Consider the following 26,622-nt stretch of genomic DNA (forward strand, 5'->3'; position numbering starts at 1 on the left):
ACATTTTCCGCGTCCGGGCACGGACGATGTTCCGTGATCATGGGGATGTCAGACTGAGATAGTGACGCTCTTGGGACCCGCAGAGGTACGCGAGCTGGCGGGGCGGCTCGGCGTACGCCCGACGAAGACGCTCGGGCAGAACTTCGTGCACGATCCCAACACCGTCCGGCGCATCGTCCGCGCGGCCGACCTCGACCCCTCCGACGTGGTGGTCGAGGTCGGCCCCGGCCTGGGCTCGCTCACCCTCGCCCTGCTGCCGGAAGCCGCGGCGGTACGCGCGGTCGAGATCGATCCCACGCTCGCGGCGGCGCTGCCCGGCACCGTCGCGCGCCACCAGCCCGAGCACGCCGACCGGCTGCGGGTGATCGAACGCGACGCGCTGAAGGTGCGCCCGGACGACTTCGACGTACCGCCCACCGCCCTGGTGGCCAACCTGCCCTACAACGTGGCCGTACCCGTCGTGCTGCACCTGCTGGCGATCCTGCCCGGCCTGCGGCACGGCCTGGTGATGGTGCAGAAGGAGGTCGCGGACCGGCTCACCGCCGGGCCCGGTTCCAAGATCTACGGCGTACCGAGCGTGAAGCTCGCCTGGTACGCGCGGGCGCGGCAGGCCGGCCGGGTGCCGCCGGGCGTCTTCTGGCCGGTGCCCAACGTCGACTCGGGCCTGGTCGCGTTCACCCGTCGGGACCCGCCGGCGGGCGCGCAGCGCGAGCGGGTCTTCGCCGTCATCGACGCGGCTTTCGCGCAGCGGCGCAAGACGTTGCGCGCGGCTCTCGCCGGGTGGGCCGGCGGCCCGGACGCGGCCGAGCGCCTGCTGCGTGCCGCCGGCGTCGACCCGGGCGCGCGCGGTGAATCCCTCCCGGTCGAGCAGTTCGCCGCCATCGCTGCCGCGGCCGGCGGGGCCGTCCCGGCCGGACCGACCGGCCGTGGCCGCGACCGCGGGTAAGGTTTGCGGCGTGACCGAACCGCTCGACCAGGAGGAGTACGAGCGGCCCCGGCTGGGCACGCTGGGGCCGGTACGCGTCCGCGTGCCCGCGAAGATCAACCTCCACCTGCATGTCGGCCCGGTTCGCAGTGACGGCTTCCACGAACTGGTCACCGTCTACCACGCCATCTCGCTCTACGACGAGCTGTCGGTGCGCCGCGGCGACCGGCTCACCCTGACCATGGAGGGGGAGGGGGCCGGCGAGCTCGCCGGAGACGACGACAACCTGGTGTTACGCGCAGCGCGGGCGCTCGCCCGGTACACCCAGCGCGAGCCGCTGGCCCGACTGCACCTGCGCAAGCAGATCCCGGTGGCCGCCGGGCTGGCGGGCGGCAGCGCGGACGCCGCGGCCGCGCTGGTGGCCTGCGACGCGCTGTGGGGCACCAACCTGAGCCGCGACGAGCTGGCGAGCGTGGCGGGCACGCTCGGCTCCGACGTGCCGTTCCTCGTGCTCGGCGGCACCGCGCTGGGCACCGGCCGCGGCGAGCGGGTCAGCCCGGTGCTGGCCAGCAGCCACAGCTGGCACTGGGTCGTGGCCGTCGCCGGCCTCGGGCTGTCCACGCCCACCGTCTACCGGGAGCTGGACCACCTGCGCGAGTACGGGGCCGCGCGGGAGTCGGTCGGCGCGCCGGACCGGCTGCTGGCCGCGCTCCGGCAGCGCGACCCGCTGGTGCTCGCCGCGGCCCTCGGCAACGACCTGCAGCCCGCCGCGCTGTCGCTGCGGCCGGAGCTGCGCCGCACACTGGAGGCCGGTCACGACGCCGGCGCGCTCGCCGGCATCGTCTCCGGCTCCGGGCCGACCTGCGTGTTCCTCGCCACCGACGCCCGTCACGCCGAGGCCCTCGCCAAGGAGCTCGTCGACAGCGGCACCTGCCGGTCGGCCCAGCCGGCGCACGGCCCGGTGCCGGGTGCGAGGGTGGTGTAGTGGCCAACATCGTCAACCTCGACCGGGTCAGCAAGGGGTACGCGGCCGGCCAGCTCCTCGACGAGGTCTCCCTCGGCCTCGACGACAACGACCGGGTCGGTGTCGTGGGGCTCAACGGCGCCGGCAAGTCGACCCTGCTCAAGCTGCTCACCAAGAGCATCGAGCCGGACACCGGCCGGGTCACCCACCGGCGCGACCTGCGGGTCGTCGCGCTGCCCCAGACGCTCGACCTGCCGCCCGGCGCGACCGTACGCGACGTCGTCGTCGGCTCCGCCTGGCTGCCCGAGGCGTTCGCCGCGGAACACGAATGGGCCGGCGACGCCGGCGTACGTTCGGTGCTCGCCGGGCTCGGCATGCCCGACCTGGGGCTGGACGCTCCGGTCGCGCCGATGTCGGGTGGCGAGCGGCGCCGGGTGGCGCTCGCCGCGCTGCTCATCCGCGAGTCCGACCTGCTGATCCTCGACGAGCCGACCAACCACCTCGACATCTCCGGGATCAACTGGCTGGCCGCGCACCTGCTGCGCCGACGCGGCGCGCTCGTCGTCGTCACGCACGACCGCTGGTTCCTCGACGCGGTCGCGACCACGACCTGGGAGGTCGCCGAGGGCACCGTACGTGCCTACGAAGGCGGGTACGCCGCCTGGACGCTGGCGCGTGCCGAACGGGCCCGGATCGAGGCCGCCGCCGAGGCGAGGCGGCAGAACCTGCTGCGCAAGGAGATCGCCTGGCTGCGGCGGGGCCCGCCGGCGCGTACCAGCAAGCCGCGCTTCCGCATCGAGGCGGCGAACGCGCTCATCGCCGACGTGCCGCCGGTACGCGACCAGGTCTCGCTCCAGCGCCTGGCCACGGCCCGGCTCGGCAAGCAGGTGTACGAGCTCGACGATGTCTCGGTCAACCTCGGCACCCGGTCCCTCCTCGACCACGTCACCTGGAACATCGGGCCAGGCGACCGGATCGGCCTGGTCGGGGCCAACGGGGCCGGCAAGTCGACGCTGCTGCGGGTGCTCACCGGCTCGCTCGCCCCCGACTCGGGTCAGGTGCGCACGGGCCAGACGGTCAAGCCGGCCTTCCTGTCGCAGGAGCTGCACGAGCTGCCGCTCCAGCTGCGCGTTCTGGAAGCCGTCGAGGAGGTCGCCCGGCGGGTCACGCTCGGGGACCGCGAGCTGTCGGCCGCCCAGCTCGCCGAGCTGTTCGGCTTCTCCGGCGCCCGGGTGTGGACCCCGGTGGCCGACCTGTCCGGCGGCGAGAAGCGGCGGCTGCAGCTGCTGCGCCTGCTCGCCGCCGAGCCGAACGTGCTGCTGCTCGACGAGCCGACCAACGACCTCGACATCGACACGCTCGCCGCGCTGGAGGACCTGCTCGACAGCTGGCCCGGCACGGTCATCGTGGCCAGCCACGACCGGTACCTGGTCGAACGTGTCTGCGACACGGTCGTGGCGATGTACGGCGACGGCAAGGTCACCGACCTTCCGGGTGGGGTGGACGAGTACCTGGCGAAGCTGGGCGCGGCCCCGGCGACGCCGGGCGCTCCGGCGGCCGCCCGGCAACCCGCGCCGGTGAAGTCGGCCGACGGCGGCATGAGCGCGGGGGAGCTGCGCGCGGCCAAGAAGGAGCTGGCCCGGTTGGAGCGCCTGGTGGGCAAGCTGGAGCAGCGGGAGGCGAGCCTGCACGAGCAGCTCGCCACCCACGCCACCGACTACGAGAAGGTCGCCGCCCTCGACGCCGAGCTGCGTGAACTGCAGGCGGAGCGGGCCGCGACCGAGGAGGCGTGGCTGGAGCTCGCGGAGCGGATCCCGGAGGCATAGGCGACTGTGCCATGGGGAAGAATGCAGCCATGGCGCATATCCCGATCAACCACCCGCTGCGGCCGCTTTACCGGGCGCTGTCGGGGCTCGTGGGGCTGTACATACTGATCTTCGGCATCATCGGCTTCATCCGCACCAGCGGCATGGACTTCTTCGCCAACCACGGCGACTGGGTGCTCGGCCTGCTGACCAACCCGGCCTTCTCGGTGCTGTCCATCATCGCTGGCCTGATCGTGCTGGCGGGCGCGTTGATCGGGCGCAACCTGTTCGTCGCCCTCAACCTGGTCGGCGGCTTCATCTTCCTGATCGCCGGGATCGTGATGCTGCTGCTTCTGCGGACCGACGCGAACTTCCTGTCGTTCTCGATGGTCAACTGCGTCGTGTCGTTCATCTTCGGCATGCTGTTCCTGGCCGCCGGGCTCTACGGCAAGGTGGGGCCGACCGAGGACGAAGAGGCCGAGGCGGCGTTCCGGACCCGGCAGCCGACGACCCGGCACGCCACGAACCACTAGCCGCCGTGCGCCACTAGCCGCCGTTCGAGTCGCCGTTCGCCGCTGGCCACCGGTTTCGGTGGCCAGCCGCCCGCTCGCGACTAGCGGCGCCTGGTGATCATCGACGGCTTGGCCTCGAGGTGGGACAGGCCGTTCCAGGCGAGGTTGACCAGGTGCGCGGCCACCGTGTCCTTACGTGGCTTGCGCACCTCCAGCCACCAGCGACCGGTCAGGGCCACCATGCCGACCAGGGCCTGGGAGTACAGCTCGGCCAGCTTCGGGTCGTACCCGCGGCTTTTGAACTCGGCGCCCAGGATGTGCTCGACCTGATGTGCCACGTCGTTGAGCACGCTCATGAAGTTGCCCGACCCGGACATCACCGGCGCTTCGCGCACCAGGACCCGGAACCCGTCGGTCTCGCCCTCGATGTAGTCGAGGAGCGCGAGCGCGGCCTGTTCGAGCAGTTCACGAGGGTGTCCGGCGGTCAGCGCGGTGGTGACCCGGTCCAGCAGGGCGCGGACCTCCCGGTCGACGACCACCGCGTACAGGCCTTCCTTGCCGCCGAAGTGCTCGTACACGACGGGTTTGGAGACCTTCGCCCGCGCCGCCACCTCCTCGATGGACGTGGCGTCGAACCCGCGCTCGGCGAACAGCTGCCGGCCGATCGCGATGAGCTGCTCGCGCCGCTGCGCCGACGACATCCGTACCCGCGACGGGGGCTTCGCGGTGGCGGCGGCGTCACCGCCGCGTGGCGCCCGGGGCCGCGCGGCGGGGATCGGTGGATGAGCGCTGTTCGGTTTGTCGGTCACGAGCCCATCGTGCCAGCGCGGGCGATCCGCTTGGCGTCCAGCCGGTCAGCCTTGGGCCAGCGGACGTTGGTCGCCCAGCCCAGCTTCTCGAAAATCCAGATCAGGCGGGCGTTGAGGTCGATCTGACCCCGGTCGACGCCGTGGCGGGCGCACGTCGGGTCGGCGTGGTGCAGGTTGTGCCAGCTTTCGCCGAACGACAGGATCGCAAGCGGCCAGAAGTTGCTGGCCTTGTCACCGTCGCGGGTCTCGAAGGGGCGCTCCCCGTACACGTGGCAGATCGAGTTGATCGACCAGGTGACGTGGTGCAGCACGGCGATGCGCACCAGGCCGGCCCAGAAGACTCCGGACAGCGCGCCGTGCCAGGACCAGGTGGCCAGCCCGCCGATCACGCCGGGCAGAAGCACCGAGATGGCCACGATCGCGGGGAACGCCCGGTCGATCCGGCGGATGTCCCTGTCGGCGAGGAGGTCCGGAGCGAAGCGCGCGCGGTTGGACAACTCGCGGTGGAACAGCCAGCCGACGTGCGCGTACAGCAGCCCCTTGGTCAGGCCCCAGACGCTCTCGCCGTAGCGCCAGGGCGAGTGCGGGTCGCCCTCACGGTCGGAGAACGCGTGGTGACGCCGGTGGTCGGCCACCCACTGGGTGGGGTTGCCCTCGATCGCCAGCGAGCCGGCGATCGTCAGCGCGACCCGCAGCGGCCGGTTGGCCTTGAACGAGCCGTGGGTCAGGTAGCGGTGGAAGCCGGTGCCGATCCCCATGCCGGAGACGACGTACAGCACCACGAACATCGCCACGTCCAGCCACGACAGGCCCCAGCCCCAGGCGACCGGCACAGCGGCGAGAACCGCCGCGAAGGGTAGGACGACGAACGCCCAGAGCGCGATGAGGATGCCGATTCCCTGATTGCCTTCGGTCAGCGACTTGGGGCCGGGCGGCGTGGTCGAGGTAGGGGTCTTGTCGAGTACGGGAGCGGACATGGCACCTCGCAGAGGTAGGGGGGGAGTGCTCCTACGCCTACGTCACCGTAACCTACGGTTGCGTAGAATTCATCAGCGCTGACGTCCTCGATGTGGTGAATCGCCGTTGGTTACCGACGGCACGCGGCCGGTCCTGCCGGCCCGCCTGGTACTGACGTCGCCGCGCCTTGCCATCGATGGCTACTGGCCCGCCGCCGCGCCGACGAGATCGTGCCGGATCTGCTCGAGAACATCCCCGAGCGCGCCGAACTCGGGATCCGACCGCGCGGCGCCCGGTGCGATCTCCTGGAGCATCGCCACCGCCGCCACCGCCAACCCGAACGCGTCCGCGGCCCGGTCGTCGGCGAGCAACTCCTCGATCTTCGCGGACAGGTCCGCGAGCGTCTCGGCCGTGGTGTCGGGTAGCAGGTACCCGCCCAGGCCCGGCGGGTAGCGCACCTTCTCCCGCAACTTGGCCAGCCCCGCGACCAGGGCCGCCGCATCACTGATCTGGTCGAGCAGGCCGATCAACACGTACAGCCTGGCCACCAGACGCGGCCGGCCGGGGTGGCGCTCCAGCCACGCGAGCAGTTCACGCTCTCCGCCGAGGTGGTCGATGATGCGCTGGGTCAACCGGACGATCTCTTCCGGCGCGGTCCAGTGCAGCGGCAGGATGCGGGCCACCTGGTCGGCGAGCCTCGCCTCGCCGTCGGCGTCCAGCCTGCCGGCGGTGAAGGTGTCGACGAGCTTCAGATCCAGCTCGTACTCGGCGAGCGGCTGCCTTTCCTCGGCGGACACGGCGTTCTGCCTTCCCACCGGTACCGGCCGGAAACGTGGCCGCCGAGCCGCTCCGCCCGCTGGCGGATCAGCTACAGCGCGATGTCGAGGCTGAACGTCTCGACCACGCTCTCCCGGTCGGTCCGGAGCGACAGTAGAAGGTCGCCGGACCGGCCCGTGATCGCGATCGTGGTGGCCGTCTCGCCGTCGCCGGCCCGTACCTCCGCCAGCCGGCACCCGCCGGCCCACGCCGCGGCCAGCCGCATCAGCCGCGTGAGCTGCTCGCGGTCGACCGAAGGCGCCGTCGTGATCGACGCCGGGAACGACGGCGACGGCTCGTTGAGAGCCGCGACGATCTCGTCGACCAGTGCGCTGAGCCGGTCGTTCGGCCGGATCGCGGCCGTCACGTTGAACGTCTGGACGCGCGGCGGGTGCTCCGGCGTCAGCCGGATCTCCACCCGGACCCTGCCGCCCCGGCCACGCAGCCACCACGCGCAGTGCGCCGGCGAATCGTGTACCGGCTGCTGCCCGTCCTCCGGCTGCAGCGGCCCGACCTGCTCACGGAGCCGCTCGAGCTGCGCCCGGCGTCGCGACAGCGGCTCGTCGAGCTCGACGTTGTCGGCGAACCAGCGCGCGGCGATGGCGTCGTCCCACTCGGTCAGCAGGCGCTCCAGGTCCGCGCGCGCCTCCAGCGTCGCCGGCCACGCCGGCTTCCCGTGGGGCACCGGCCCGGCTGGCCGGCCGGTGCGCCGGTCGGCAGGCCCGTCGGTCCGCCCGTTGCTCCGCCGGTCGCTCCGCCGGTCGAGGAGCGCGGTGAGCATGTCGGTGGCGGCGGTCCGCGCCGCCGCGTACGTGCTGTTGCCCAGGGCGACCACGCCGATCCCGGTCTCCGGGTGCCAGCGCATGTAGCTGCCGAAGCCCGGGTAGCCGCCGCTGTGCGCGACGAAACGACCGTGCCGGAGGTCGTCCTCCACCATCAGCCCGTACCCGTAGCTACGTGAGGTCTGCCTGATCACGTCGGCGAACGGCACCGCGTCCGGCAGCAGCGCGTACCCGTGGTGCGGCTGCTGAAGCTCCCGCCGGCTGGCCCGGTGCAGTGGATGCGAATCATCGTCGTCGTCACGGGCGGGGAACGCGTCGATCATCCCGCCGACCCACCGCGCGAGGTCCCGGACGGTGCTGAACAGCCCGCCCATCGGCGCGAAGGCCCCGTACGGTTCGAACGGCACCTCCACCCACTCCTCGTCGACGCGGCGGTAACCCTGGGCGAGCTCGGCCGGGGGCAGGCCCTCGGGCTCGAACACGGTGCGCTTGAGCCCGAGCGGAACCAGTAAGTGATCAGTCATGAACTCCAGGTAGGACATCCCGGACGCGGCCGCTACGACCCGGCCGAGGATCGCGTAACCCAGGTTCGAGTACTCGAACCTGGTCCCGGGCGCCCAGGCGAAGCTCACGCCGCGCCGCAGCAGTTCGGAGAACGCGGGCAGCGGCAGCCCCTGCTGACGGTCGCCCCACGGGTCGTCGGTGGGGAACCCGCCGGTCATCGTCAACAGGTGCCGGATGGTCAGCGTCGGCGAGTCGGCCGTCGGGCCGTTGCAACCCGGCAGTTCGGGGACGTAGGTCGCCACCGCGTCGTCGAGGCGCAGCGCGCCCCGGTCGCGCAGCAGCAGTACGGCCGCGGCGGTGAAGCTCTTGGTCATGGACGCGATCCGGAACACCGTGTCGGCGTCCGGTGCGGGGCCGCCGAGTCGCCGCTCACCGATACCGCCCGAATGGACCAGCTCACCGCCGGCGATGATCCCGTACGCGATGCCGGGCTGGCCGGCTCGACGCTGGAAGGACTCCATGACGGCCACGGCCGCCCGGATCTGTGCCTCGGTGAGCTGATCAACACCCATTGCTACCTCCGTGCTCGCCAGGAGACCGTACCTGGCAGTCCTCCGTCGGTCCGGTCTGCGATCACTCGCCGCGCTGGCCGCCGGAGCGCGGCGGCCAGAACTGGAACGTCTGCGTGGTGTCGGAGTCACCGGGCTGCCGGGGCAGCGGCATCGGTCGGGTGGGATCGACCAGCGGCTGGGTGGCGTCCATGGGAATCGGTTGGGTGAGGTCGGCGGGGAACGTCTGCGTGCCGTCCTCGACGCGCGCCCGGCGGGCCCGCCACACCAGCGCGCCGAGCGCCGCGACACCGGCGAGGAAGAGCAGGATGCCGAACGCGATGATCAGCTGGGAGGTACCGCTCAGGCCCGTGCTGTTCGCCTTCGCGGCGGTGGCCGCGCCGGTCGGCGCGGTGACCGCCGCCGGTCCCGTCGACTGCGGGTCGAGCGACGGGAGGTCCGTGGGGGTCGCGGCGTCGGGCGTGGTCGTCGCGTCGGTGGCCGCCGCGGTCGGAGCGGTGGCGCCGGCGACGACGACGTACCGGGTGCGGGCGGCCCGCAGGCCGCTGACGCCGATGACGTGCGCGCTGGTCCCGTCGTACTGGCCGGGCGGTGGGGTGGCGCGCAGGATCGCGACACAGGCGTCACCGGCCCGGGCCGCCGGGGCCTCGCCGAGTGCCGCGCCGTCCCACGTGAAGGTGACCTGGTCGGGCGTGCACTGCCGGTTCCGGCCGTGCTTGGGTGGTTGCCACCGCGCGATGGCCGTGAACGCGGCGTCGGGGCTGCCGTTGTTCGGGCTGACCCCGAGACTCGCCTCGCTGTCGGCGTACGCGGACGGGGCAGCGGCGGTCGTGGCGCCGGCCACGACCAACAGGCTGACTACTACCAGGCGGAAAGCACGCACGGGCAGATCCTGCATCATCGACTGCCGTGCGTCGACCGGTGCCGAGCCGTTTTCACGTTGCGTATGTGAGTGATTACGTATGCTGGTCTGTCGTACGTGTGTTCTAGGTTGAACGACGTGGATGACCTGGCGGGGGAGGCGCGGCGGCTGCGCCGCGAAGGGCTGTCGGTGCCGCAGATCCAGGCGCGGCTCGGCGTATCGAAGGAGCGACTGCGGGACTGGCTGCGCGGAGTGCCGCCGCCGGAGTGGACGAGGCGGCCCACGGCAAAGGATGACCTGCGCGAGCGGGCGTTGGTGTTGCGGGCGCAGGGATGGTCGGTCAACGACCTCGCGCTGGAGTTGGGGATCGCGCGCTCGACCGCCTGGCGGTGGGTGCGGCATCTCCCGTTGGATCGGGACTCGGAGCGGGCCAGGCGCAAGCGGGAGCATGCCGCGCTGATGGCCGATGGCCGATGGGAGAGGCATCGCCGGGAGCGCGACGAGCGGCATGCGGCGGCGGTTGCGTCGGCGGCGTCCGAGGTCGGCTCATTGTCGGATCGCGAAGTGCTTCTGCTCGGTGCTGCTGTCTACTGGTGTGAGGGTGCGAAGGGGAAGCCGTGGCGTCCCGCAAGCAAGATCATTTTTACAAACTCCGACCCTGGCCTCATCCGTCTGTTTCTGCGATTCCTGGCCCTGGCGGACGTCGATGACGAGCGCATCTGCTTTCGGCTCTACATTCACGAGACTGCCGACGTGGGGGCCGCGGAGCAGTGGTGGATGGATCGGTTGGGCGTGGGCCGCGAGCGGTTTCAACCCACGTCCCTCAAGAGACACCGGCTGCCCGTCGTTCGCAAGAACACGGGCGCTGCTTACCACGGGTGTATCGCTGTGTCGGTGCGCGGCTACCGCGACATCTACTGGAGGATCGAGGGTTTGATCGAGGCGATACTTCGGTAGCCGGTTCTCGCGTGCGCGCCTGATTGCCGGTTAGGTAGTCTTCATAGGCTGTGGTTGTTGAGCGATCGGCCGTGGTGAAATAGGCATCACCTTCGCCTTTGGAGCGAATGTTCCAGGTTCGAACCCTGGCGGCCGAGCTGTCCCTTTAAGTCCATTTCCTCCGGACGGTTTTTCCGGATGGTTCGTCCGGACGGCCCCTGGCTGCGAGCGTCGCCTCGCAAGCCGTCACCCCGCGCAGGGGGCAGGTGTGGCATGAACGGATCACGGGCAGCCGACCACAGGGGTGACGTCGACGCCGCGCGGCTGATGAGCTGACAGCCCGGCGGTGAGCTGACGGCCCGGCGGTGAGCTGACGGCCCGGCGGTCGGGTCTGTTTACGATGAGGTGTCCGATCCCGATCTCCACCGATTCCGATCTCCACGCAAGGAGCAGCACGTGGGCGCTGGCCAGGCAGACACAGCCCGATCGCGGACGTTGATCGTTCTCGCCGCCGGCGAGGGCAAGCGGATGAAATCCTCACTGCCCAAGGTGCTGCACCCGCTGCTCGGCCGCTCGGTGCTCGGCCACGTGCTGGCGGCGGCGCGCGAGGGTCTCGGTGACAGCCGGGTCCTGGCGGTCGTGGGGCACGGCGCCGACCAGGTACGGGCGCACCTCGCCGAGATCGCGCCCGAGGTGCGGTCGGTGCTCCAGTCGGAGCAGCGGGGGACCGGCCACGCGGTACGCATGGTGATGGAGGCGGTGGACGAGCTGCGGGGCAGCGTCGTGGTCGTCAACGGCGACTTCCCGCTGGTACGCCCGGCGACGCTGGCCGGGCTGGTCGAGGCGCACGAGGCCGCGGGCGCCGCGGCGACGATCCTGACCGCCCAGGTGCCCGATCCGACCGGGCTCGGCCGGATCGTCCGCGGCGAGACGGGCGCTGTGGAGCGGATCGTGGAGGAGCGGGACGCGGCCCCGGAGGTGCGCGCGATCCACGAGATCAACGCCGGGGCGTACGTGTTCGACGCGGTGACGCTCCGGCAGATGCTGGGCAAGCTGGGCACCGACAACGACCAGGGCGAGGAGTACCTCACCGACGTGGTCGGGCTGCTGGTCGCCGACGGGTACCCCGTGCTGGCGCACCAGGCGGTGGACTACACGGAGGTCCTGGGCTGCAACGACCGGGCGGAGTTGGCGGGGCTGCGGGCTCTGCTCCGGGACCGGATCAACACGGCGTGGATGCGTGCCGGGGTCAGCATCATCGACCCGGCGACGACCTGGATCGACGTGACGGTCACGCTGGGCCGCGACGCCGTCGTGGAGCCGAACACGCACCTGCGCGGCGCCACGACCGTCGGGGAGAACGCGGTCGTCGGCCCCGACACGACCGTCGTCGACAGCGTGATCGCTGACGGCGCGACCGTCGTGCGGGCGCACGTGCTGGGCGCCGAGATCGGACCGGGCGCGCAGGTCGGCCCGTACGCGTACCTGCGTCCCGGTTCCCGGCTGGCGGCGAGCGCCAAGGTCGGCACGTTCGTGGAGACGAAGAAGGCCGACATCGGTGAGGGCGCGAAGGTGCCGCACCTGTCGTACGTGGGTGACGCGACGATCGGCGAGCACACCAACATCGGCGCGGCGACGGTGTTCGTCAACTACGACGGCGTCAACAAGCACCACACGACGATCGGCAGTCACGCCCGCACCGGAGCCGACAACATGTTCGTCGCGCCGGTGACGGTGGGTGATGGCGCGTACACCGCCGCCGGTAGCGTCATCACCAAGGACGTGCCGGCCGGCGCGCTGGGTGTCAGCCGGGCACAGCAGCGCAACGTCGAGGGCTGGGTCGGTCGCCGGCGCCCCGGCACCGCGGCGGCTGGGGCGGCTGAGGCGGCGGCAGCGCGGGTCGACGGTGACGCTACGGTTGACAGTGAGCAAAGTCATCCGGAAGCGGCGTCGACCGAGTCCGGGTCACGTTCCAGCGAAGAATGACGGCGACCTCGACCAGTTCCGACGAGACGGAAGCAGATCGCTGATGGGCAGCATCGTCGCTGATAACCGCAAGTCCCTCATGCTTTTCTCCGGTCGCGCGTTCCCGGCTCTCGCCCAGGAGATCGGTTCGGTGCTCGGCGTGGCGCCGACCCCGATGGACGCCTACGACTTCGCCAACGGGGAGATCTTCGTCCGGTACCGGGAGTCGGTGCGCGGCAGCGACGCGTTCGTGGTGCAGTCGGTCGTGCAGCCCGTCAACAAGTGGCTCATGGAGTCGCTGATCATGGTGGACGCGCTCAAGCGCGGCTCCGCCAAGCGCATAACGGTCGTCCTGCCGTTCTACCCGTACGCGCGGCAGGACAAGAAGCACCGCGGCCGGGAGCCGATCTCGGCCCGGCTCGTCGCCGACATGTTCAAGACGGCCGGTGCCGACCGGATCCTGACGGTCGACCTGCACACCGCACAGATCCAGGGCTTCTTCGACGGTCCCGTCGACCACCTGTTCGCCATGAACCTGCTGGCCGACTACGTGGAGGAGAAGTACGCCGGACGGCCGATGACCGTCGTCGCGCCGGACTCGGGCCGGGTGCGGGTGGCCGAGCGCTGGACCGACCGACTGGGCGGCTGCCCGCTGGCGTTCATCCACAAGACCCGCGACCCGCTCAAGCCCAACCAGGTCGTGGCGAACCGGGTGGTCGGCGAGGTCGAGGGCCGGATCTGCCTCATCGTCGACGACATGATCGACACCGGTGGCACCATCGCGAAGGCGGCGGAGATCCTGGTCGACGCGGGGGCCGCGGACGTGGTCGTGGCGGCCACCCACCCGATCCTGTCCGACCCCGCCGTTGAGCGGCTCGCCAGCAGCAAGATCAGCGAGGTCGTGGTGACCAACACGCTCCCGCTGGCCGACGACAAGCAGCTCGACAAGATCACCGTGCTCTCCATCGCACCGCTGATCGCGCGCGCGATCCGGGAGGTCTTCGACGACGGCTCGGTGACCACCCTGTTCGGCGGGCTCTCCTGACCAAGGTCCGGTGCGGTGCCGGCGCGATGGGGCCGGGGCTCCGGTGCGGTGCCGGCGCGATGGCCGCCCCGGCGCAGGGCGGCTGAAGGGCTCGGGTAAGCTGGTGCGGTTGCCACGGCGAGGGTGCCCTGCGGGCCGTACGCGTTCCCCACGCGAGCGATGACCGAGCGGGCACCGTGATCGACGCGGTGCTCCGGGGCCATGCCCTGTGCACCCTTGCCCGAGCACCGCCGCCGCCCGCAGAACAGATCACAACAGGAGTACTTTCCGTGTCCGAGGTCAAGATCAGCGCAGAGCTCCGCACCGAGTTTGGCAAGGGTGGTGCCCGTCGTACCCGCCGGGCCGGCAAGGTGCCCGCCGTGCTGTACGGTCACGGCGAGAAGCCCCGCCACATCGCCCTGCCCGCGCGGGAGTTCGCCGCCGCCATCCGGCACGGCGGCGCCAACCAGCTCTTCAACATCGAGATCACCGGCGGCGGCAACGCGCTGGCCCTGCCCAAGGCCATCCAGCGTGACCCGATCCGCGACACCTACGAGCACATCGACCTGCTGGTCGTACGCCGTGGCGAGAAGGTCACCGTCGACGTGCCGGTCCAGCTGATCGGCGACGCGGCGGCCGGCACCCTGATCGTGCACGAGCACGCCACGCTGAGCGTGCTCGCCGACGCCACCCGGCTGCCCGAGCACCTCGAGGTCTCCGTCGCGGGCCTGGAGGCCGGCAGCCAGATCACCGCCGGCGACGTGCCCCTGCCGACCGGTGCCGAGCTCGCGGCCGACCCGGAGCTGATCGTGGCGATCGTGACCGCCGCGCCGACCGCCGAGCAGCTGGGCGCCGAGGCTCCCGCCGAGGCTCCCGCCGAGGGCGAGGCCGCCGCCGAGGCTCCCGCCGAGGCCTGACCGGCCGCCAGTCCTACTCCTGCGCCGATCTCGGCTCCACGTACGGTCGAACTCCGTGCGTCGAGCCGAGATCGGCGTCAGCATATGGAGCGTGATGTCTTCGCAAGCCGCCCCGTGGCTGGTGGTGGGGCTGGGTAATCCCGGCCCGCAGTACGCCGGCAACCGCCACAACGTCGGGTTCATGGTGGCCGATCTGCTCGCCGACCGGATCGGCGCGCGGTTCTCGCGTAACCGCAAGGTCGTCGCGGACACCGCCGAGGGCCGCCTGGGCGTCGGGGTCGACGCGCCCCGGCTGGTGCTGGCCAAGCCGCTGACGTACATGAACCTCTCGGGCGGCCCGGTCGCCGGCCTGGCGCAGTTCTACAAGGTGCCGCCGGCCCAGGTCATCGCCGTCCACGACGAGCTCGACATCCCGTACGGCCAGCTCCGTCTCAAGATCGGCGGCGGTGAGGGCGGTCACAACGGGCTGCGCTCGATGTCGCGATCGCTGAGCACCAAGGACTACATCCGAGTACGGTTCGGTATCGGCCGTCCGCCCGGCCGGCAGGATCCCGCGGACTTCGTGCTGTCGGATTTCTCCGCAGTGGAGCGCAAGGAGCTGGACTTCCTGGTCGACCGCGCCGCGGACGCCGTGGAAATGGTGGTGCAGCGCGGGCTGGAGCCGGCCCAGAACCTGTACCACACGAGCTGACGTCCGCACCGCCCACGCGCGAGAGGGTGACATGACGCAAGGTCTCGTCAACGGCGCCGAACGGGAGGGCGCCCCGGCGGCTGATTCCGCGTTCGCCCGGTGGCTCGCGGCGCGGGCCGCGGAGCTGCTGCTCGACCTGCGCGCCGAGCTCGGGCACGGGGACCCGGACGCGCTGCGCGCCGCCGGGGACGCCCGGTCGCACGAGCTGATCGCTACCGAGCTGGCGCGCCACCGTCCCGCCGACGCCGTGCTGTCGGAGGAGGGGAAGGACAGCCCCGCCCGGCTCGACGCCGACCGGGTCTGGATCGTCGACCCGCTCGACGGCACCCGTGAGTTCGGTGAGGAGGGGCGCGCCGACTGGGCTGTCCACATCGGCCTGTGGCAGCGCGCGGCTCCGGGGCCGGGCCGGCTCACCGCGGGCGCCGTGGCGCTACCGGCCCAGCACCGCGTCCTCGCGACCAGCGCGGCGCCGTCGTACCCGCCGCTGTCGGGTCAGGCCGCCGCCGGCGGACCGCTGCGGCTGGCCGTCAGCCGGAGCCGGCCGGCGGCGTTCCTGGCCGACGTGGCCGAACGGCTGGGCGCCGAACTGGTGCCCATGGGGTCGGCCGGGGCGAAGATCGCGGCTGTGGTCGACGGCGAGGTCGACGCGTACGTGCACGCCGGCGGCCAGTACGAGTGGGATTCGGCCGCACCGGTCGCTGTGGCGCTGGCCACGGGTCTGCATGCATCCCGACTGAATGGGTCGGGATTGGAATACAATCGTCCGAACCCCTTGTTGCCTGATCTTGTGGTCTGCCGCAAGGATCTGGCGCCCCGGCTGCTCGCCGCACTGGAGCGGTGCACCAGTTGAGGCACACCCACTGAAGGGTCTCGACGCGATGACGGCTGCCTACCGGGTTTCGCACCTGGATGCTCTCGAGGCCGAGAGCATCTTCATCATGCGCGAGGTGGTCGCCGAGTTCGAGCGACCCGTGCTGCTGTTCTCCGGCGGTAAAGACTCGATCGTGATGCTGCGGCTGGCCGAGAAGGCGTTCGCGCCGGCCCGCATCCCGTTCCCGGTGATGCACGTCGACACCGGGCACAACTTCCCCGAGGTGCTCGCGTTCCGCGACGCCCGGGTCGAGGAGCTGGGCGTCCAGCTGATCGTCGCCAGCGTGCCGGAGGCCATCGCGTCGGGGCTGGTCCGCGAGCCGGCCGACGGCATGCGCAACCGGATCCAGACGCCGGTGCTGCTCGATGCGGTGGAGAAGTACCGGTTCGACGCGCTGTTCGGCGGCGCCCGCCGCGACGAGGAGAAGGCGCGCGCCAAGGAGCGGGTGTTCAGCTTCCGCGACGAGTTCGGCCAGTGGGACCCGCGCAACCAGCGACCCGAGCTGTGGTCGCTGTACAACGCGCGCGTGCACCCCGGCGAGTCGATCCGGGTGTTCCCGCTGTCCAACTGGACCGAGCTGGACATCTGGCACTACATCGCGCGGGAGCGGATCGCGCTTCCCGAGATCTACTTCGCGCACGACCGGGAGGTCGTCGACCGCGGCGGCATGCTGTACGCGGTGAACGAGTTCCTGCCGCTGCGCGCCGGCGAGACGCCGTTCGTGGAGAAGGTGCGCTACCGGACCGTCGGCGACGCGTCCTGCACCGCTGCGGTGAAGTCGGACGCCGACACGATCGAGAAGGTCATCGAGGAGGTCGCCTCGACCCGGATCACCGAGCGGGGCGCCACGCGCGGCGATGACAAGGTCAGCGAGGCGGCGATGGAAGACCGCAAGCGTGAGGGGTACTTCTAAATGACCATCTCCCCGGAGGCCCCGGCGCGGGGCATGGACCTCCTTCGGTTCGCCACCGCCGGCAGTGTCGACGACGGCAAGTCCACCCTGATCGGGCGGCTGCTCTACGACTCCAAGGCGATCTTCGAGGATCAGCTGGAGGCGGTCGAGGCGACCTCGCGCTCGCGCGGCGACGAGTACACCAACCTGGCGCTGCTCACCGACGGCCTGCGCGCCGAACGGGAGCAGGGCATCACCATCGATGTGGCGTACCGGTACTTCGCCACCCCGCGGCGGAAGTTCATCATCGCCGACACCCCCGGGCACATCCAGTACACGCGCAACATGGTCACCGGCGCGAGCACCGCCGACCTGGCGCTGATCCTGGTCGACGCCCGCAAGGGCCTGCTGGAGCAGTCCCGCCGGCACGCCTTCCTGTGCTCGCTGCTGCGGGTGCCGCACCTCGTGCTGTGTGTCAACAAGATGGACCTCGTCGACTACTCGCAGGAGGTCTTCGAGAAGATCGCCGATGAGTTCACGGCGTTCGCGGCCAAGCTGGAGGCGCCGGACCTGACGGTCATTCCGATCTCGGCGCTCAAGGGCGACAACATCGTCAGCCGCTCGGAGAACATGCCGTGGTACGACGGCCCGTCGCTGCTGCACCACCTCGAGCACGTGCACATCGCCAGCGACCGCAACCTCGTCGACGTGCGGTTCCCGGTGCAGTACGTGATCCGTCCGCAGTCCACCGTGGTCTCCGACTACCGCGGCTACGCCGGCCAGGTGGCCAGCGGCGTGCTCAAGCCCGGCGACGAGGTGATGGTGCTGCCGAGCGGCTTCACCAGCACCATCTCGTCGATCGAGACGGCTGACGGGCCGGTTGACGAGGCGTTCCCGCCGATGTCGGTGACGATCCGGCTCGCCGACGAGATCGACATCGCCCGGGGCGACCTGATCTGCCGTCCGCACAACCAGCCGACCGTGGCGCAGGACATCGAGGCGATGGTCTGCTGGATGGACGAGTCGCGCCCGCTGACCGTCGGCGGCAAGTACGCGATCAAGCACACCACCCGGTCGGCCCGGGCGATCGTGCGCGGGATCCAGTACCGCCTCGATGTGAACACGCTGCACCGCGACGAGTGCGCCGACGGGCTGTCGCTCAACGAGATCGGCCGGGTGCGGCTGCGGACGACCGTGCCGCTGCTGGCCGACGAGTACCGGCGTAACCGGACCACCGGTGGTTTCGTCATCATCGACGAGACGACCAACCGTACGGTCGGCGCCGGGATGATCATCGAAGCGTCCTGAGGTTTAGGGCCCGCTCCATGGGTTACTAGCGGGCGTGAACAACACCACCCTGGAGCGGGGGCCGATCGCCCCCGACGAAGCCGGTCAGGAGTCGGCGGGCTCACGCGTACGTCACCCGCTCCGCGCGCATCCGGCACTGGTCGGGCTGCTGCTGGTGGGCGCGACGGTCCGGGTGGCCGTCATGGCCGCCTATCCACCCGCGTTCGGCTACTTCGGCGACACCTTCGCGTACCTGAAGGCCGCGCAGTTCATGGCGCCGAGCCGGATCTGGCCGTTCGGCTACTCGCTGTTCCTGAAGTGCTTCGCGTTCACCGGGCACATCGTCACCGTCGCGGTGGTCCAGCACCTGCTCGGTCTCGCGCTCGGCGTCGGCGTGTACGCGCTGCTCGCGCGGCGCGGCGTGACGCCCAACCGCGCCGCGTTCGCGGCGGCACCGGTGATCCTGGACGCGCGGGAGATCGTCCTCGAGCACTACGTCATGGCCGAGACGCTGTTCACCGCCCTGTTGCTGGCCGCCGTGCTGGTGCTGTGCTGGCGGGAGCGCCTGACGGCGTGGATGTGCGCCCTGGCCGGGCTGGTCCTCGCGGCGGCGTCGGTCACCCGTACCATCGGCCAGCCCCTGGCCGTCGTCGTGCTGCTGTACCTGCTGGTCAGGCGGGTGGGGTGGCGCAACGTCGCTGTGTTCGCGGTCGCGCTGGCGGCGCCGCTGGCCGGATACCTCGTCTGGTACCACAGCAACTACGGGGTCTACGCGTTCAACGAGATGAGCGGCCGTTACCTGTGGCAGCGGACGACCACGTTCGTGGACTGTTCGAAGAACGGGTTCACCGCCGACGAGCGGAAGATCTGCCCGGTGGAGCCGGTCGGGCAGCGCGAGGTCAATGACCTGTACCTCTTCGCCGGCGACCGGCACAAGCTCGCCAACCAGTTCCCGGACTACCGGGACGACCACGTATTCGCCTCGTTCGCCCGCAAGGCGATCGTCGGCCAGCCCGGCGACTTCGCGAAGACGATCCTCACGGACACCGTCCACCTCGTACAGCCGGGCTGGCAGCCGCCCGGCCTCATCGCGTGCCGGACGGACCAGCTCGGCATGGTGTCGGGCAACCGGGCCTCGGGGCAGGCGACGGGCTGGTGCAGCCCCGCGCTCATGGGGCGCGAGTTCTACCCGACGCGGATGTACGAGGCGGGCTTCGCGGCGCCGAAGATCACCGCGCTCAACGGTGTGCTGTGGGCGTACGGGCGGACCTTCACCACGTGGCCGCTGGTCCTCATGCTCCTGGCGTTGTTCGCGGGCGCGACCGTGTGCTGGCGTCCCCGGACGTGGCGGCCACGGGAAGCGGCCGACGCCGTTCTGCTGTCGGGCCTCGGCCTGGCGACCCTTGTGCTGTCGCTTGTCCTCTCGGTGGTCGACTTCCGGTTCACCGTGCCGCTGCTGGCGCTCGCGCCGCCCGCGGCGGTGCTGGCCTGGCACCGGCTGCGCGGGGCGGTTTCGGGTAGCGCGGGTGCGTGGGCCGGTTCAGGGCCGCCGGTTGGCCACGGTCGCGGGTTTCGTCGTTGGCGCGCCGTCGAGGGATTTGAACTCCACGGGGGTCGGCATGCGGGTACGGCGGTCGACGGACCGCAGGGTCAGCAGGCTCGCGAAGAATCCCGAGCAGATGACCACGATGCCGAGCGCGATCGCGGTCGCCGACGGTACGACGAGGCGAAGGGTGCGGTGCGCGTCCAACTCGCCGAATCCGGTCCTGCTCCAGGCGCCGATGGCGATGAACGTACCCGTGAGCCCCGCTCCGATCAGGAGGAGTGCCACGGCGGCGCACGTCTCCAGGCGGAAGAGCCGCGTCCACGTCGCGTGGGTGTCCTCGCGGGTCAGCCCTTCCTGGATCCCGTACAGCCGCGCGAAACCGCCGAACAGGAGCAGTTGCACGCCGACGAGCACGGCCAGGCAGGTGTACACGAGGGCGCTCACGTCGAAGGAGATGTGTCCCGCGCTCTGCCGTCCCGGCGCCAGCCAGGCCGTTCCCGCCAGGCCGAGCAGCGCGAGGACGAGACCGGGCAGCATGAGTGTCTTCTGTGGAGCGAAGACGAGCAGGAAGCGTAGATGCCGCCATCCGTCGCGCCAGGTGCGCAGGTGCGGGGAGCGGCTGCGCCCGTCCGGGCTCAGCGTCGTCGGCACCTCGGCGATCGAGTACCTGGCGAGCGCGGCGCGGATCACCAGTTCGCTCGCGAACTCCATCCCCGGCATGCACAGGCCGAGCGCCCGGATCCGGTCCCGGTTGAAGCCACGCAGCCCACAGTGGAAGTCACCGACGTCGCGGAGTCCGAACAGGACCCGGCCGAGCCAGGAAAGCGCGGGATTGCCCAGGTACTTGTGCAGCGCGGGCATGGCGCCCCGCTTGATGCCACCCCGGAACCGGTTTCCCATCACCACGTCGTGGCCTTTGCGTAGCTCGGTGATGAACGGTTCGAGGTTCCCGAGATCGTAGGAATCGTCGGCGTCGCCCATGATGACGTACCTGCCGCGGGCGGCCTCGACGCCGGCCATCAGGGCGGCGCCGTAACCGCGCAGCGGCGCGGGCACGACGCGGGCCCCGGCCGCGCGGGCGAGCGTCTGGGACCCGTCGGTCGATCCGTTGTCGGAGACGATGACCTCGCCCTTCACATCGAGCCGCCGCAGGCAGTCGACCGCCTTCCGGACGCAGACCTCGACCGTCTCCGCCTCGTTGAGGCAGGGCAGAACGACGGTGACTTCCAATGGCCGTGCGTTGCCGCTCACGGTTGTCCCACCCCTCCGGGGATACGTTGACGTGATCTGTCGGCGCTCGCGGGTACGTTGTTCAGAGCTGCTGGTGGTTCACGCGGTGAAGACGCGGAAGCGCACACCGGTCGCGCGGGTCGCCGCGAAGTCGGGTCGGGGATCCTGGTTGACGATGCTGACCACGCTGTCGCTGCGGAACCCCGGGCGCAGTCCGGCGGTCTCGGCGGCCTTGAGCAGCAGCCAGACCGCCCGCCAGGGCACGGGAAGGACCCGTACGCGACGGTGCTGGGCGGCAGCCAGGCTCGCGACGACGTCCCGGAGCGTCCAGCCCTGCTCCGAGGCGGCGATCACCGGTTCGTCGGCCTTCCCGCCGTCGGCCAGCGCGCACACCAGTCGCGCGACGTCGTCCTCGTGGGCCGGGTACAGCACCTGCCGCCCGTTCCCGACCAACGGCACGACGGGCAGTCTCCGCACGGCGCTGGTCAGCGAGCCGACCATGCCACCCGCCCGGTCGCCGTACACGAGACCGGGGCGGACGACCACCGCGCCCAGCCGCCGGGCGTCCGTCTCGACCGCGAGCTTCGCCCGACCGTACAGGCTGCGACAGCCGGCGTACGCGCTGATGGTCGAGATGAAGATGACGGTTTCCACGTCTTCCGCCCGGGCGTGTTCCAGCAGCCGGACCGACCCCCGCACGTTGCGCCGGACGATCTCCTCCCAACCGGTCAGGCTGAAGTCCCAGGCGCAGTGCACCAGCGTCCGTACCTGGTTGTCGCGGAAGAACCCGGGCCGCACGCCGTCGTCCAGCGAGAAGGAACCGTCGCGGCGCAGCGGGAGCACCGTCCACCCGTCGGCGGTCAGCGCCCGGTTCAGTCGCGAGCCCAGGTAGCCGTTGGCGCCCGTGACCGCGGCGATCCGCTGTGGTGCGACTTCACTCATCGAGCGTTCCCGTCGTGCGCTGCGATGCGGTGTGCGTTCGCCATCACCGTCAGGGTGATGGTGCTGGCGTTGACCGTTGGAAAGACGCTGGAATCGACGATGTGCACCCGGTCGAAGCCGTGCGGCCGGCCGAGTGGGTCGGTCTCGAACGGACCGGGCCGTTCCCGCATCGGTAGCGTACCGCCGGAATGGAATCCCCGCCCGGGTTCGCCGAGGGTCAGGGCCGGGCCGAGCGGCACCGCCCGCAGCAGCGACCGGTTGGCCCAGAGCTTGCCCACCAACCGCTTGAGCACCTGGCGCGTCTGTGGCCCGTACCTGCCGTCGAGCTTCAGCACCGCCGGCGACCCGCCGCGCGGCGGGTCCAGCCGCAGCGTGATCGTGCCGGACAGGTCGGAGTGCAGGTACCCCTGCACCGCGAGCAGGCGGGAGAGGAAGGCGTCCGACACCGGCCGGAACAGCGGGTACGCGCCGCGCAGCGTCGCGCGGATCGCGGTGCGAAACAGCTCGTTGTACGTGTACAGCTGCAGATGGATGCTGTTCGTCGACAGGCTCTCGTCGAAGATTTCCACGAACGCCTGGGACAGGGTGTGCAACGGCTCGTCGGCCACCCCCGGCGTACCCCGGTAGCGCAGCAGCGGCAGCAGAAAGTACTGGCTGTCCTTGATGGACAGTTCGCGCCCGTACGCCCCGGTGGACGCCAGGAACAGCTTCGTCGACGAGAGCACGCCGGCCGCGACGTACAGCCGGGACCCCACGAACTCGATCGGTTCGCCGCCCGAGCACGGCCGGGCCGAGATGCGTACCTCGCCGCCGACCTCCCGGAACCGCTCGACCACGACACCGGGCCGGTAGGTGAACCGGGGTCCCCGCGCCAGTTCCCGCAGCGTCGTCGCCGGGTTGTAGATCACCCCGTACGGGCAACCGTACATGCACAGTCCACAGGCGACACAGTCACGCCCGTCGCCGTTGCGGGCGGCGATCGCCAGCCGGGACCGCCCGTACCGGAACCCGCGTGCCCGCAGCGCGCCACGGTTGCGGTCGAGGTCGGCCAGCAGCGCCTCGGCCTGCCGGCTCACCCGCGGGGCGTCGAACTTCTCGGTGTACAGCGGGAAGTGCTCTTCCAGGTCGTCGCGCTCGGCCGACATCCCCATGAACGAGAGGACCGCCTCGTAGTGCGGCGCCAGTTCGCCCCGGTGCAGCGGCCAGCCGGTCAGCTCACTGTCCAGGTACGGCAGGATCGCCGCGCCCCACACGTTGCCGAAGCCGCCCCGGCCGAACGACGGCAGGAGCCCGACGTTGCGCGCGTCGCGGGGCAGCCACTCGTCGGCGCCCCGGTAGGGAAAGTCCGAGCCGGCGATGTACTTGAGCGGGATGCCGGCGGCGCCGGAGCTCATTTTCTCCTTGAGCACGGCGAGGTCCGCCGTGGTCCAGTCACCCGGGTCGCCGGCCGACATCCGCAGCAGCACCTGTTCGCGCTCCGGCTCCAGCCGCACCCCCGCGTCGAGCATGGTCACGTGCTGGCCCCGCCGCGTCAGCGCGACGGACGCCGCGACGCCCGCCGGGCCGGAGCCGATGACGTAGATCATCGTCGTTCGCCTGCGGGCGGGGGAGCAGAGTTCAGGGACGGCGCCGACCGTCCGGGTGGTACGGACCGGAGTGGCACCGGTGCAGGCTAACCCGGGCCCGCGGTGATCGCAGCGAAACGGTCGGGAGTCTTACCGCCGCAGGAATTCCCAGGCGTCCGCGACCATCTGGGACAGCGCCGGCTTGGCCGGCTTCCAGCCGAGCTCGCGCTGGGCCTTCTCGGAAGAGGCGACGAGCGTGACCGGATCGCCCTCGCGGCGGGGGCCGATCTCGGTCGGCACCGGGTGCCCGGTCACCTCGCGCACCACGTCCACGACCTGGCGGTTGGAGAAGCCGTTGCCGTTGCCGAGATTGAAGACGCGGTGCGTGCCCGGTTCCATGGTCGACAGCGCCAGCAGATGTGCCGCGGCGAGGTCGGTGACGTGGATGTAGTCGCGGACGCAGGTGCCGTCGGGCGTGGGGTAGTCGTCCCCGTACAGCTCCAGCTTGTCCCGCCGGCCGGCCGCCACCTGCAGCGCGATGGGGATCAGGTGGGTCTCCGGGTCGTGGCGCTCGCCCATCAGGCTGCCGTCGGCCCGTACGTGGGCGCCGGCGACGTTGAAGTAGCGCAGGCTGACCGCGGCCAGGCCGTGGGCGGTCGCCTCGCCGGCCAGCGCGTGGTCGACGGCGAGCTTGGACGCGGCGTACGGGTTGGGTGGGCGGGTCACCGCCGTCTCGGGGATCGGGACCGCGTCAGGGTCGCCGTACACGTTGGCGGTCGACGAGAAGACCAGCCGGCGCACGCCGGCCGAGCGCATCGCGTCGAGCAGCCGCAGCGACCCGATCAGGTTGTTCTCCCAGTACTTCTCGGGCTTCCGCACGCTCTCGCCGGCGGCGATGAAGGCGGCGAAGTGCAGTACCGCGTCGAAGTCGGGGGTCAGCACCTCACCGATGACATCGTGTACCCGGCCGTGCACGAACTGCGCGCCCTTGGGTATGGCCACCTGGTGACCGGTAGAAAGATCGTCAAGTACAACGACGTCATGCCCGGAGTCGAGCAGCAGAGCGGTCACGACGCTGCCGATGTATCCCGCTCCGCCAGTCACGAGCAGTCTCACCAGGTGCCTCCCCAACGGTCGGTCAACAAAAATCTAGCCGAAGTCGGGGAGCGCCTTGGCGTGCCTACCTACAATTCCGGCATGCAGCAGGCCGGGGACGCCGGGCCGGACGCAGCCACGGACGCCGGCCGTCCCCGCGCACCCGGGCCGATCCGCCGCGCGATCGCCCGCGTTCTGGTGCGCGGCACCGACGCCGGGATGCGGTGGGTGACCCGCCTGCTCGGCGCCAGCCCGACCGCGGGGCGCGAGAAGATCAGCGAGGCGGAGCTGCGCGACCTGGTCGCGGCGAACACGGTGCTCAGGGGAGAGGAGCGCCAGCTCATCGCCGACGTGCTGACCGCCGCGGCGCGCCACGTCCGCGAGCTGATGGTGCCACGGACCGAGGTGGTGTTCCTCGACGCCGGGCTGCCGATCGCCGACGCGCTCCAGCTGGTACGCGACGCCCGGCACTCCCGGTTCCCGGTGATCCAGGGCAGCTCCGACGACGTGGTCGGCTTCGTCCATCTGCGTGACCTCACGATCCGCCCCGAGCGCGACGACGTGGTCGCGGTCGGGCAGCTCACCCGCGAGGTCAAACGGCTGCCGACCAGCAAGAAGGTGCTCACGGCGCTGTCGGAGATGCGCCGGGAGGGCCACCATCTCGCGGTGGTGGTCGACGAGTACGGCGGCACCGCCGGCATCGTCACCCTCGAAGACCTGATCGAGGAGCTGGTCGGCGAGATCCACGACGAGTACGACGTCGAGCCGGAGCCGCTACCGGTCGGCGGGGCGGCGCCCGCCGAGGTCGACGGCCGCCTCAACCTCGCCGACTTCGCCGAGCTGGTCGGGCTGGTTCTCCCGCCCGGCCCGTACGAGACCGTCGGCGGCTTTCTGATGTGCCGCCTGGGCCGGCTGCCCGCGGTCGGCGACGAGGTACCGCTGGCCGGGTGGCGGCTGGCCGTCCGGGCGCTCGACGGGCGCCGGGTCGCGCGGGTGACGCTGACGCGGACGGCGGTCCCGACGGGAGCGGGCGGCGACGAATCCGGTGCGGCCGGCTGACCGCGGGCGTCCGGTACCACCCGAGGGCGTTGGCTCCTCGGACGGGGGTGACAGAATGGCCGACATGTCCTCCCAGGCTCGACACGACCGACCGCGTGTACTGTCCGGCATCCAGCCCACCGCCGACTCGTTCCACCTCGGCAACTACCTGGGGGCGCTGCGCAACTGGGTGGGGTTCCAGGACAGCCACGACGCGTTCTACTGCGTGGTCGACCTGCACGCGATCACCGCCGGGCACGAGCCGAAGGTGCTGCGCCAGCGGACCCGGGTGAGCGCCGCGCAGCTGCTCGCGATCGGGATCGATCCGGACCGCAGCACCCTGTTCGTACAGAGCCACGTGCCCGAGCACGCGCAGCTCGCCTGGGTGCTCAACTGCATCACCGGCTTCGGCGAGGCCAGCCGGATGACCCAGTTCAAGGACAAGTCGGCCAAGCAGGGCGCCGAGCGCGCCAGCGTCGGGCTGTTCACGTACCCGGTCCTGATGGCCGCGGACATCCTGCTCTACCAGGCCGACGCGGTGCCGGTGGGCGAGGACCAGCGCCAGCACCTGGAGCTGACCCGCGACCTCGCCCAACGGTTCAACACCACGTACGGTCCGACCTTCGTCATGCCGGAGCCGTTCATCGTCCGCGACACCGCGAAGATCACCGACCTGCAGGACCCGACCATCAAGATGTCGAAGTCGGCCTCCTCACCCAACGGCCTGATCGAACTGCTGGAAGACCCGGCCCGGGTGGCGAAGAAGATCAGGTCGGCGGTGACCGACACCGGTCGGGAGATCGTGTACGACCCCGGGCACAAGCCGGGCGTGTCCAACCTGTTGTCGATCTACTCGGCGCTGACCGGCCGCTCGCTCGACGACCTCGTGCTCGCGTACGCCGGCAAGGGCTACGGCGACCTCAAGAAGGACCTGGCCGAGGTGGTGGTGGAGGCGATCCGGCCGATCCAGGAGCGCACCCGGATGTACCTGGAGGACCCGGCCCAGCTCGACAAGCTGCTCGCCGTCGGCGCGGAGAAGGCTCGCGCGGCCTCCTCGGCGACGCTGCGGCGGGTGTACGACCGGATCGGTTTCCTCGCCCCCGCCACCACTGGCTGAG

At 71.1% G+C, this 26,622-nt stretch carries 24 protein-coding genes and 1 tRNA gene; 15 read left to right on the top strand and 10 right to left on the bottom strand.

Features of this window, described 5'->3' with window-relative positions:
• Positions 1-58: 58 nt before the first annotated feature.
• From rsmA to HC031_RS06730, 4 genes are read left to right on the top strand one after another with little or no spacing between them, the layout of a single operon-like run.
• A complete protein-coding gene (rsmA, locus tag HC031_RS06715; protein WP_167924478.1) occupies positions 59-946 on the top strand; it encodes a 16S rRNA (adenine(1518)-N(6)/adenine(1519)-N(6))-dimethyltransferase RsmA in 888 nt (295 codons plus the stop codon).
• Between the two features lie 10 nt (positions 947-956).
• On the top strand, positions 957-1,910 hold the full coding sequence (locus HC031_RS06720) for a 4-(cytidine 5'-diphospho)-2-C-methyl-D-erythritol kinase (protein ID WP_167924286.1): 954 nt from the start codon (positions 957-959) through the stop codon (positions 1,908-1,910).
• The gene (locus HC031_RS06725) at positions 1,910-3,715 is read left to right on the top strand and encodes an ATP-binding cassette domain-containing protein (protein ID WP_167924287.1); all 1,806 of its coding nucleotides are present in this window, start codon (positions 1,910-1,912) and stop codon (positions 3,713-3,715) included. The genes HC031_RS06720 and HC031_RS06725 overlap by 1 nt, the downstream gene beginning before the upstream one ends.
• Before the next feature lie 29 nt (positions 3,716-3,744).
• Complete coding sequence (locus tag HC031_RS06730; protein WP_167924288.1) at positions 3,745-4,227, top strand: DUF4383 domain-containing protein; 483 nt, start codon at positions 3,745-3,747, stop codon at positions 4,225-4,227.
• 80 nt (positions 4,228-4,307) lie between these two features.
• On the opposite strand, the gene HC031_RS06735 is transcribed toward HC031_RS06730, so the two are convergent.
• The 5 genes from HC031_RS06735 to HC031_RS06755 all read right to left on the bottom strand — a co-directional run bounded on the left by HC031_RS06735 (position 4,308) and on the right by HC031_RS06755 (position 9,526).
• Entirely contained in the window at positions 4,308-4,907 is a 600-nt protein-coding gene (locus HC031_RS06735) for a TetR/AcrR family transcriptional regulator (protein WP_205862402.1), read from the bottom strand.
• 104 nt (positions 4,908-5,011) lie between these two features.
• On the bottom strand, positions 5,012-5,992 hold the full coding sequence (locus HC031_RS06740) for an acyl-CoA desaturase (protein WP_167924289.1): 981 nt from the start codon (positions 5,990-5,992) through the stop codon (positions 5,012-5,014).
• A gap of 180 nt (positions 5,993-6,172) precedes the next feature.
• Positions 6,173-6,769, bottom strand: a complete 597-nt coding sequence (locus tag HC031_RS06745; protein WP_205862343.1) for a hypothetical protein — start codon at positions 6,767-6,769, stop codon at positions 6,173-6,175.
• Between the two features lie 71 nt (positions 6,770-6,840).
• A complete protein-coding gene (locus tag HC031_RS06750) occupies positions 6,841-8,646 on the bottom strand; it encodes a serine hydrolase domain-containing protein (protein ID WP_167924290.1) in 1,806 nt (601 codons plus the stop codon).
• A 61-nt stretch (positions 8,647-8,707) separates the two neighbouring features.
• Entirely contained in the window at positions 8,708-9,526 is an 819-nt protein-coding gene (locus tag HC031_RS06755; protein WP_167924291.1) for a hypothetical protein, read from the bottom strand.
• A 117-nt stretch (positions 9,527-9,643) separates the two neighbouring features.
• Between HC031_RS06755 and HC031_RS06760 the strand changes: the two genes are divergently transcribed.
• From HC031_RS06760 to cysN, 9 genes are all read left to right on the top strand, one after another.
• The gene (locus HC031_RS06760; RefSeq protein ID WP_167924292.1) at positions 9,644-10,462 is read left to right on the top strand and encodes a helix-turn-helix domain-containing protein; all 819 of its coding nucleotides are present in this window, start codon (positions 9,644-9,646) and stop codon (positions 10,460-10,462) included.
• Between the two features lie 65 nt (positions 10,463-10,527).
• Positions 10,528-10,599 (top strand) — tRNA-Gln (locus tag HC031_RS06765).
• Between the two features lie 370 nt (positions 10,600-10,969).
• Positions 10,970-12,427, top strand: coding sequence for a bifunctional UDP-N-acetylglucosamine diphosphorylase/glucosamine-1-phosphate N-acetyltransferase GlmU (glmU, locus tag HC031_RS06770; RefSeq protein WP_205862403.1), 1,458 nt, complete (start codon positions 10,970-10,972; stop codon positions 12,425-12,427).
• 43 nt (positions 12,428-12,470) lie between these two features.
• Positions 12,471-13,451: a ribose-phosphate diphosphokinase gene (locus tag HC031_RS06775; protein WP_167924293.1), complete on the top strand. Its 981-nt coding sequence runs from the start codon at positions 12,471-12,473 to the stop codon at positions 13,449-13,451.
• A gap of 269 nt (positions 13,452-13,720) precedes the next feature.
• Positions 13,721-14,347: a 50S ribosomal protein L25/general stress protein Ctc gene (locus HC031_RS06780; RefSeq protein ID WP_167924294.1), complete on the top strand. Its 627-nt coding sequence runs from the start codon at positions 13,721-13,723 to the stop codon at positions 14,345-14,347.
• Between the two features lie 94 nt (positions 14,348-14,441).
• Complete coding sequence (gene pth, locus HC031_RS06785) at positions 14,442-15,038, top strand: aminoacyl-tRNA hydrolase (RefSeq protein WP_167924482.1); 597 nt, start codon at positions 14,442-14,444, stop codon at positions 15,036-15,038.
• Positions 15,039-15,069: 31 nt separating this feature from the next.
• Positions 15,070-15,888, top strand: a complete 819-nt coding sequence (locus tag HC031_RS06790; RefSeq protein ID WP_167924295.1) for a 3'(2'),5'-bisphosphate nucleotidase CysQ — start codon at positions 15,070-15,072, stop codon at positions 15,886-15,888.
• A 28-nt stretch (positions 15,889-15,916) separates the two neighbouring features.
• A complete protein-coding gene (gene cysD, locus HC031_RS06795; RefSeq protein ID WP_167924296.1) occupies positions 15,917-16,822 on the top strand; it encodes a sulfate adenylyltransferase subunit CysD in 906 nt (301 codons plus the stop codon).
• Complete coding sequence (cysN, locus tag HC031_RS06800) at positions 16,823-18,109, top strand: sulfate adenylyltransferase subunit CysN (protein ID WP_167924297.1); 1,287 nt, start codon at positions 16,823-16,825, stop codon at positions 18,107-18,109.
• Between the two features lie 100 nt (positions 18,110-18,209).
• Here cysN and HC031_RS34960 read toward each other — a convergent pair whose 3' ends face one another.
• The 5 genes from HC031_RS34960 to galE form a co-directional block, all read right to left on the bottom strand.
• The gene (locus HC031_RS34960) at positions 18,210-19,142 is read right to left on the bottom strand and encodes a hypothetical protein (RefSeq protein WP_167924298.1); all 933 of its coding nucleotides are present in this window, start codon (positions 19,140-19,142) and stop codon (positions 18,210-18,212) included.
• Positions 19,143-19,628: 486 nt separating this feature from the next.
• The gene (locus HC031_RS34965; protein WP_167924299.1) at positions 19,629-20,885 is read right to left on the bottom strand and encodes a glycosyltransferase family 2 protein; all 1,257 of its coding nucleotides are present in this window, start codon (positions 20,883-20,885) and stop codon (positions 19,629-19,631) included.
• A gap of 78 nt (positions 20,886-20,963) precedes the next feature.
• Positions 20,964-21,806 carry an NAD-dependent epimerase/dehydratase family protein gene (locus HC031_RS06815; protein WP_167924300.1) on the bottom strand — a complete coding sequence of 281 codons (843 nt, stop codon included), beginning with the start codon at positions 21,804-21,806 and terminating at the stop codon, positions 20,964-20,966.
• Positions 21,803-23,392 (bottom strand): GMC oxidoreductase, encoded by a 1,590-nt coding sequence (locus HC031_RS06820; RefSeq protein WP_167924301.1) that lies wholly within the window; start codon positions 23,390-23,392, stop codon positions 21,803-21,805. Before HC031_RS06820 ends, HC031_RS06815 begins: the two co-directional genes overlap by 4 nt.
• A gap of 129 nt (positions 23,393-23,521) precedes the next feature.
• On the bottom strand, positions 23,522-24,487 hold the full coding sequence (galE, locus tag HC031_RS06825; protein ID WP_167924302.1) for a UDP-glucose 4-epimerase GalE: 966 nt from the start codon (positions 24,485-24,487) through the stop codon (positions 23,522-23,524).
• Between the two features lie 81 nt (positions 24,488-24,568).
• Between galE and HC031_RS06830 the strand changes: the two genes are divergently transcribed.
• A complete protein-coding gene (locus tag HC031_RS06830) occupies positions 24,569-25,525 on the top strand; it encodes a hemolysin family protein (RefSeq protein WP_167924303.1) in 957 nt (318 codons plus the stop codon).
• Positions 25,526-25,580: 55 nt separating this feature from the next.
• The gene (gene trpS / locus HC031_RS06835; protein ID WP_167924304.1) at positions 25,581-26,621 is read left to right on the top strand and encodes a tryptophan--tRNA ligase; all 1,041 of its coding nucleotides are present in this window, start codon (positions 25,581-25,583) and stop codon (positions 26,619-26,621) included.
• The last annotated feature ends 1 nt before the right edge of the window (position 26,622 follow it).

This window comes from Planosporangium thailandense (assembly GCF_011947195.1).
GTDB lineage: Bacteria > Actinomycetota > Actinomycetes > Mycobacteriales > Micromonosporaceae > Planosporangium > Planosporangium thailandense.

Coding starts and splice junctions, on each gene's coding strand:
- HC031_RS06790 (WP_167924295.1), top strand. CDS start 15,070: ATGACGCAAGGTCTCGTCAACGGCGCCGAACGGGAGGGCGCCCCGGCG.
- glmU (WP_205862403.1), top strand. CDS start 10,970: ATGAAATCCTCACTGCCCAAGGTGCTGCACCCGCTGCTCGGCCGCTCG.
- HC031_RS06735 (WP_205862402.1), bottom strand. CDS start 4,907: ATGTCGTCGGCGCAGCGGCGCGAGCAGCTCATCGCGATCGGCCGGCAG.
- HC031_RS06730 (WP_167924288.1), top strand. CDS start 3,745: ATGGCGCATATCCCGATCAACCACCCGCTGCGGCCGCTTTACCGGGCG.
- trpS (WP_167924304.1), top strand. CDS start 25,581: ATGGCCGACATGTCCTCCCAGGCTCGACACGACCGACCGCGTGTACTG.
- HC031_RS06750 (WP_167924290.1), bottom strand. CDS start 8,646: ATGGGTGTTGATCAGCTCACCGAGGCACAGATCCGGGCGGCCGTGGCC.
- HC031_RS06740 (WP_167924289.1), bottom strand. CDS start 5,992: ATGTCCGCTCCCGTACTCGACAAGACCCCTACCTCGACCACGCCGCCC.
- pth (WP_167924482.1), top strand. CDS start 14,442: ATGTCTTCGCAAGCCGCCCCGTGGCTGGTGGTGGGGCTGGGTAATCCC.
- HC031_RS06820 (WP_167924301.1), bottom strand. CDS start 23,392: ATGATCTACGTCATCGGCTCCGGCCCGGCGGGCGTCGCGGCGTCCGTC.
- cysN (WP_167924297.1), top strand. CDS start 16,823: ATGACCATCTCCCCGGAGGCCCCGGCGCGGGGCATGGACCTCCTTCGG.
- HC031_RS06830 (WP_167924303.1), top strand. CDS start 24,569: ATGCAGCAGGCCGGGGACGCCGGGCCGGACGCAGCCACGGACGCCGGC.
- HC031_RS06775 (WP_167924293.1), top strand. CDS start 12,471: ATGGGCAGCATCGTCGCTGATAACCGCAAGTCCCTCATGCTTTTCTCC.
- cysD (WP_167924296.1), top strand. CDS start 15,917: ATGACGGCTGCCTACCGGGTTTCGCACCTGGATGCTCTCGAGGCCGAG.
- HC031_RS06815 (WP_167924300.1), bottom strand. CDS start 21,806: ATGAGTGAAGTCGCACCACAGCGGATCGCCGCGGTCACGGGCGCCAAC.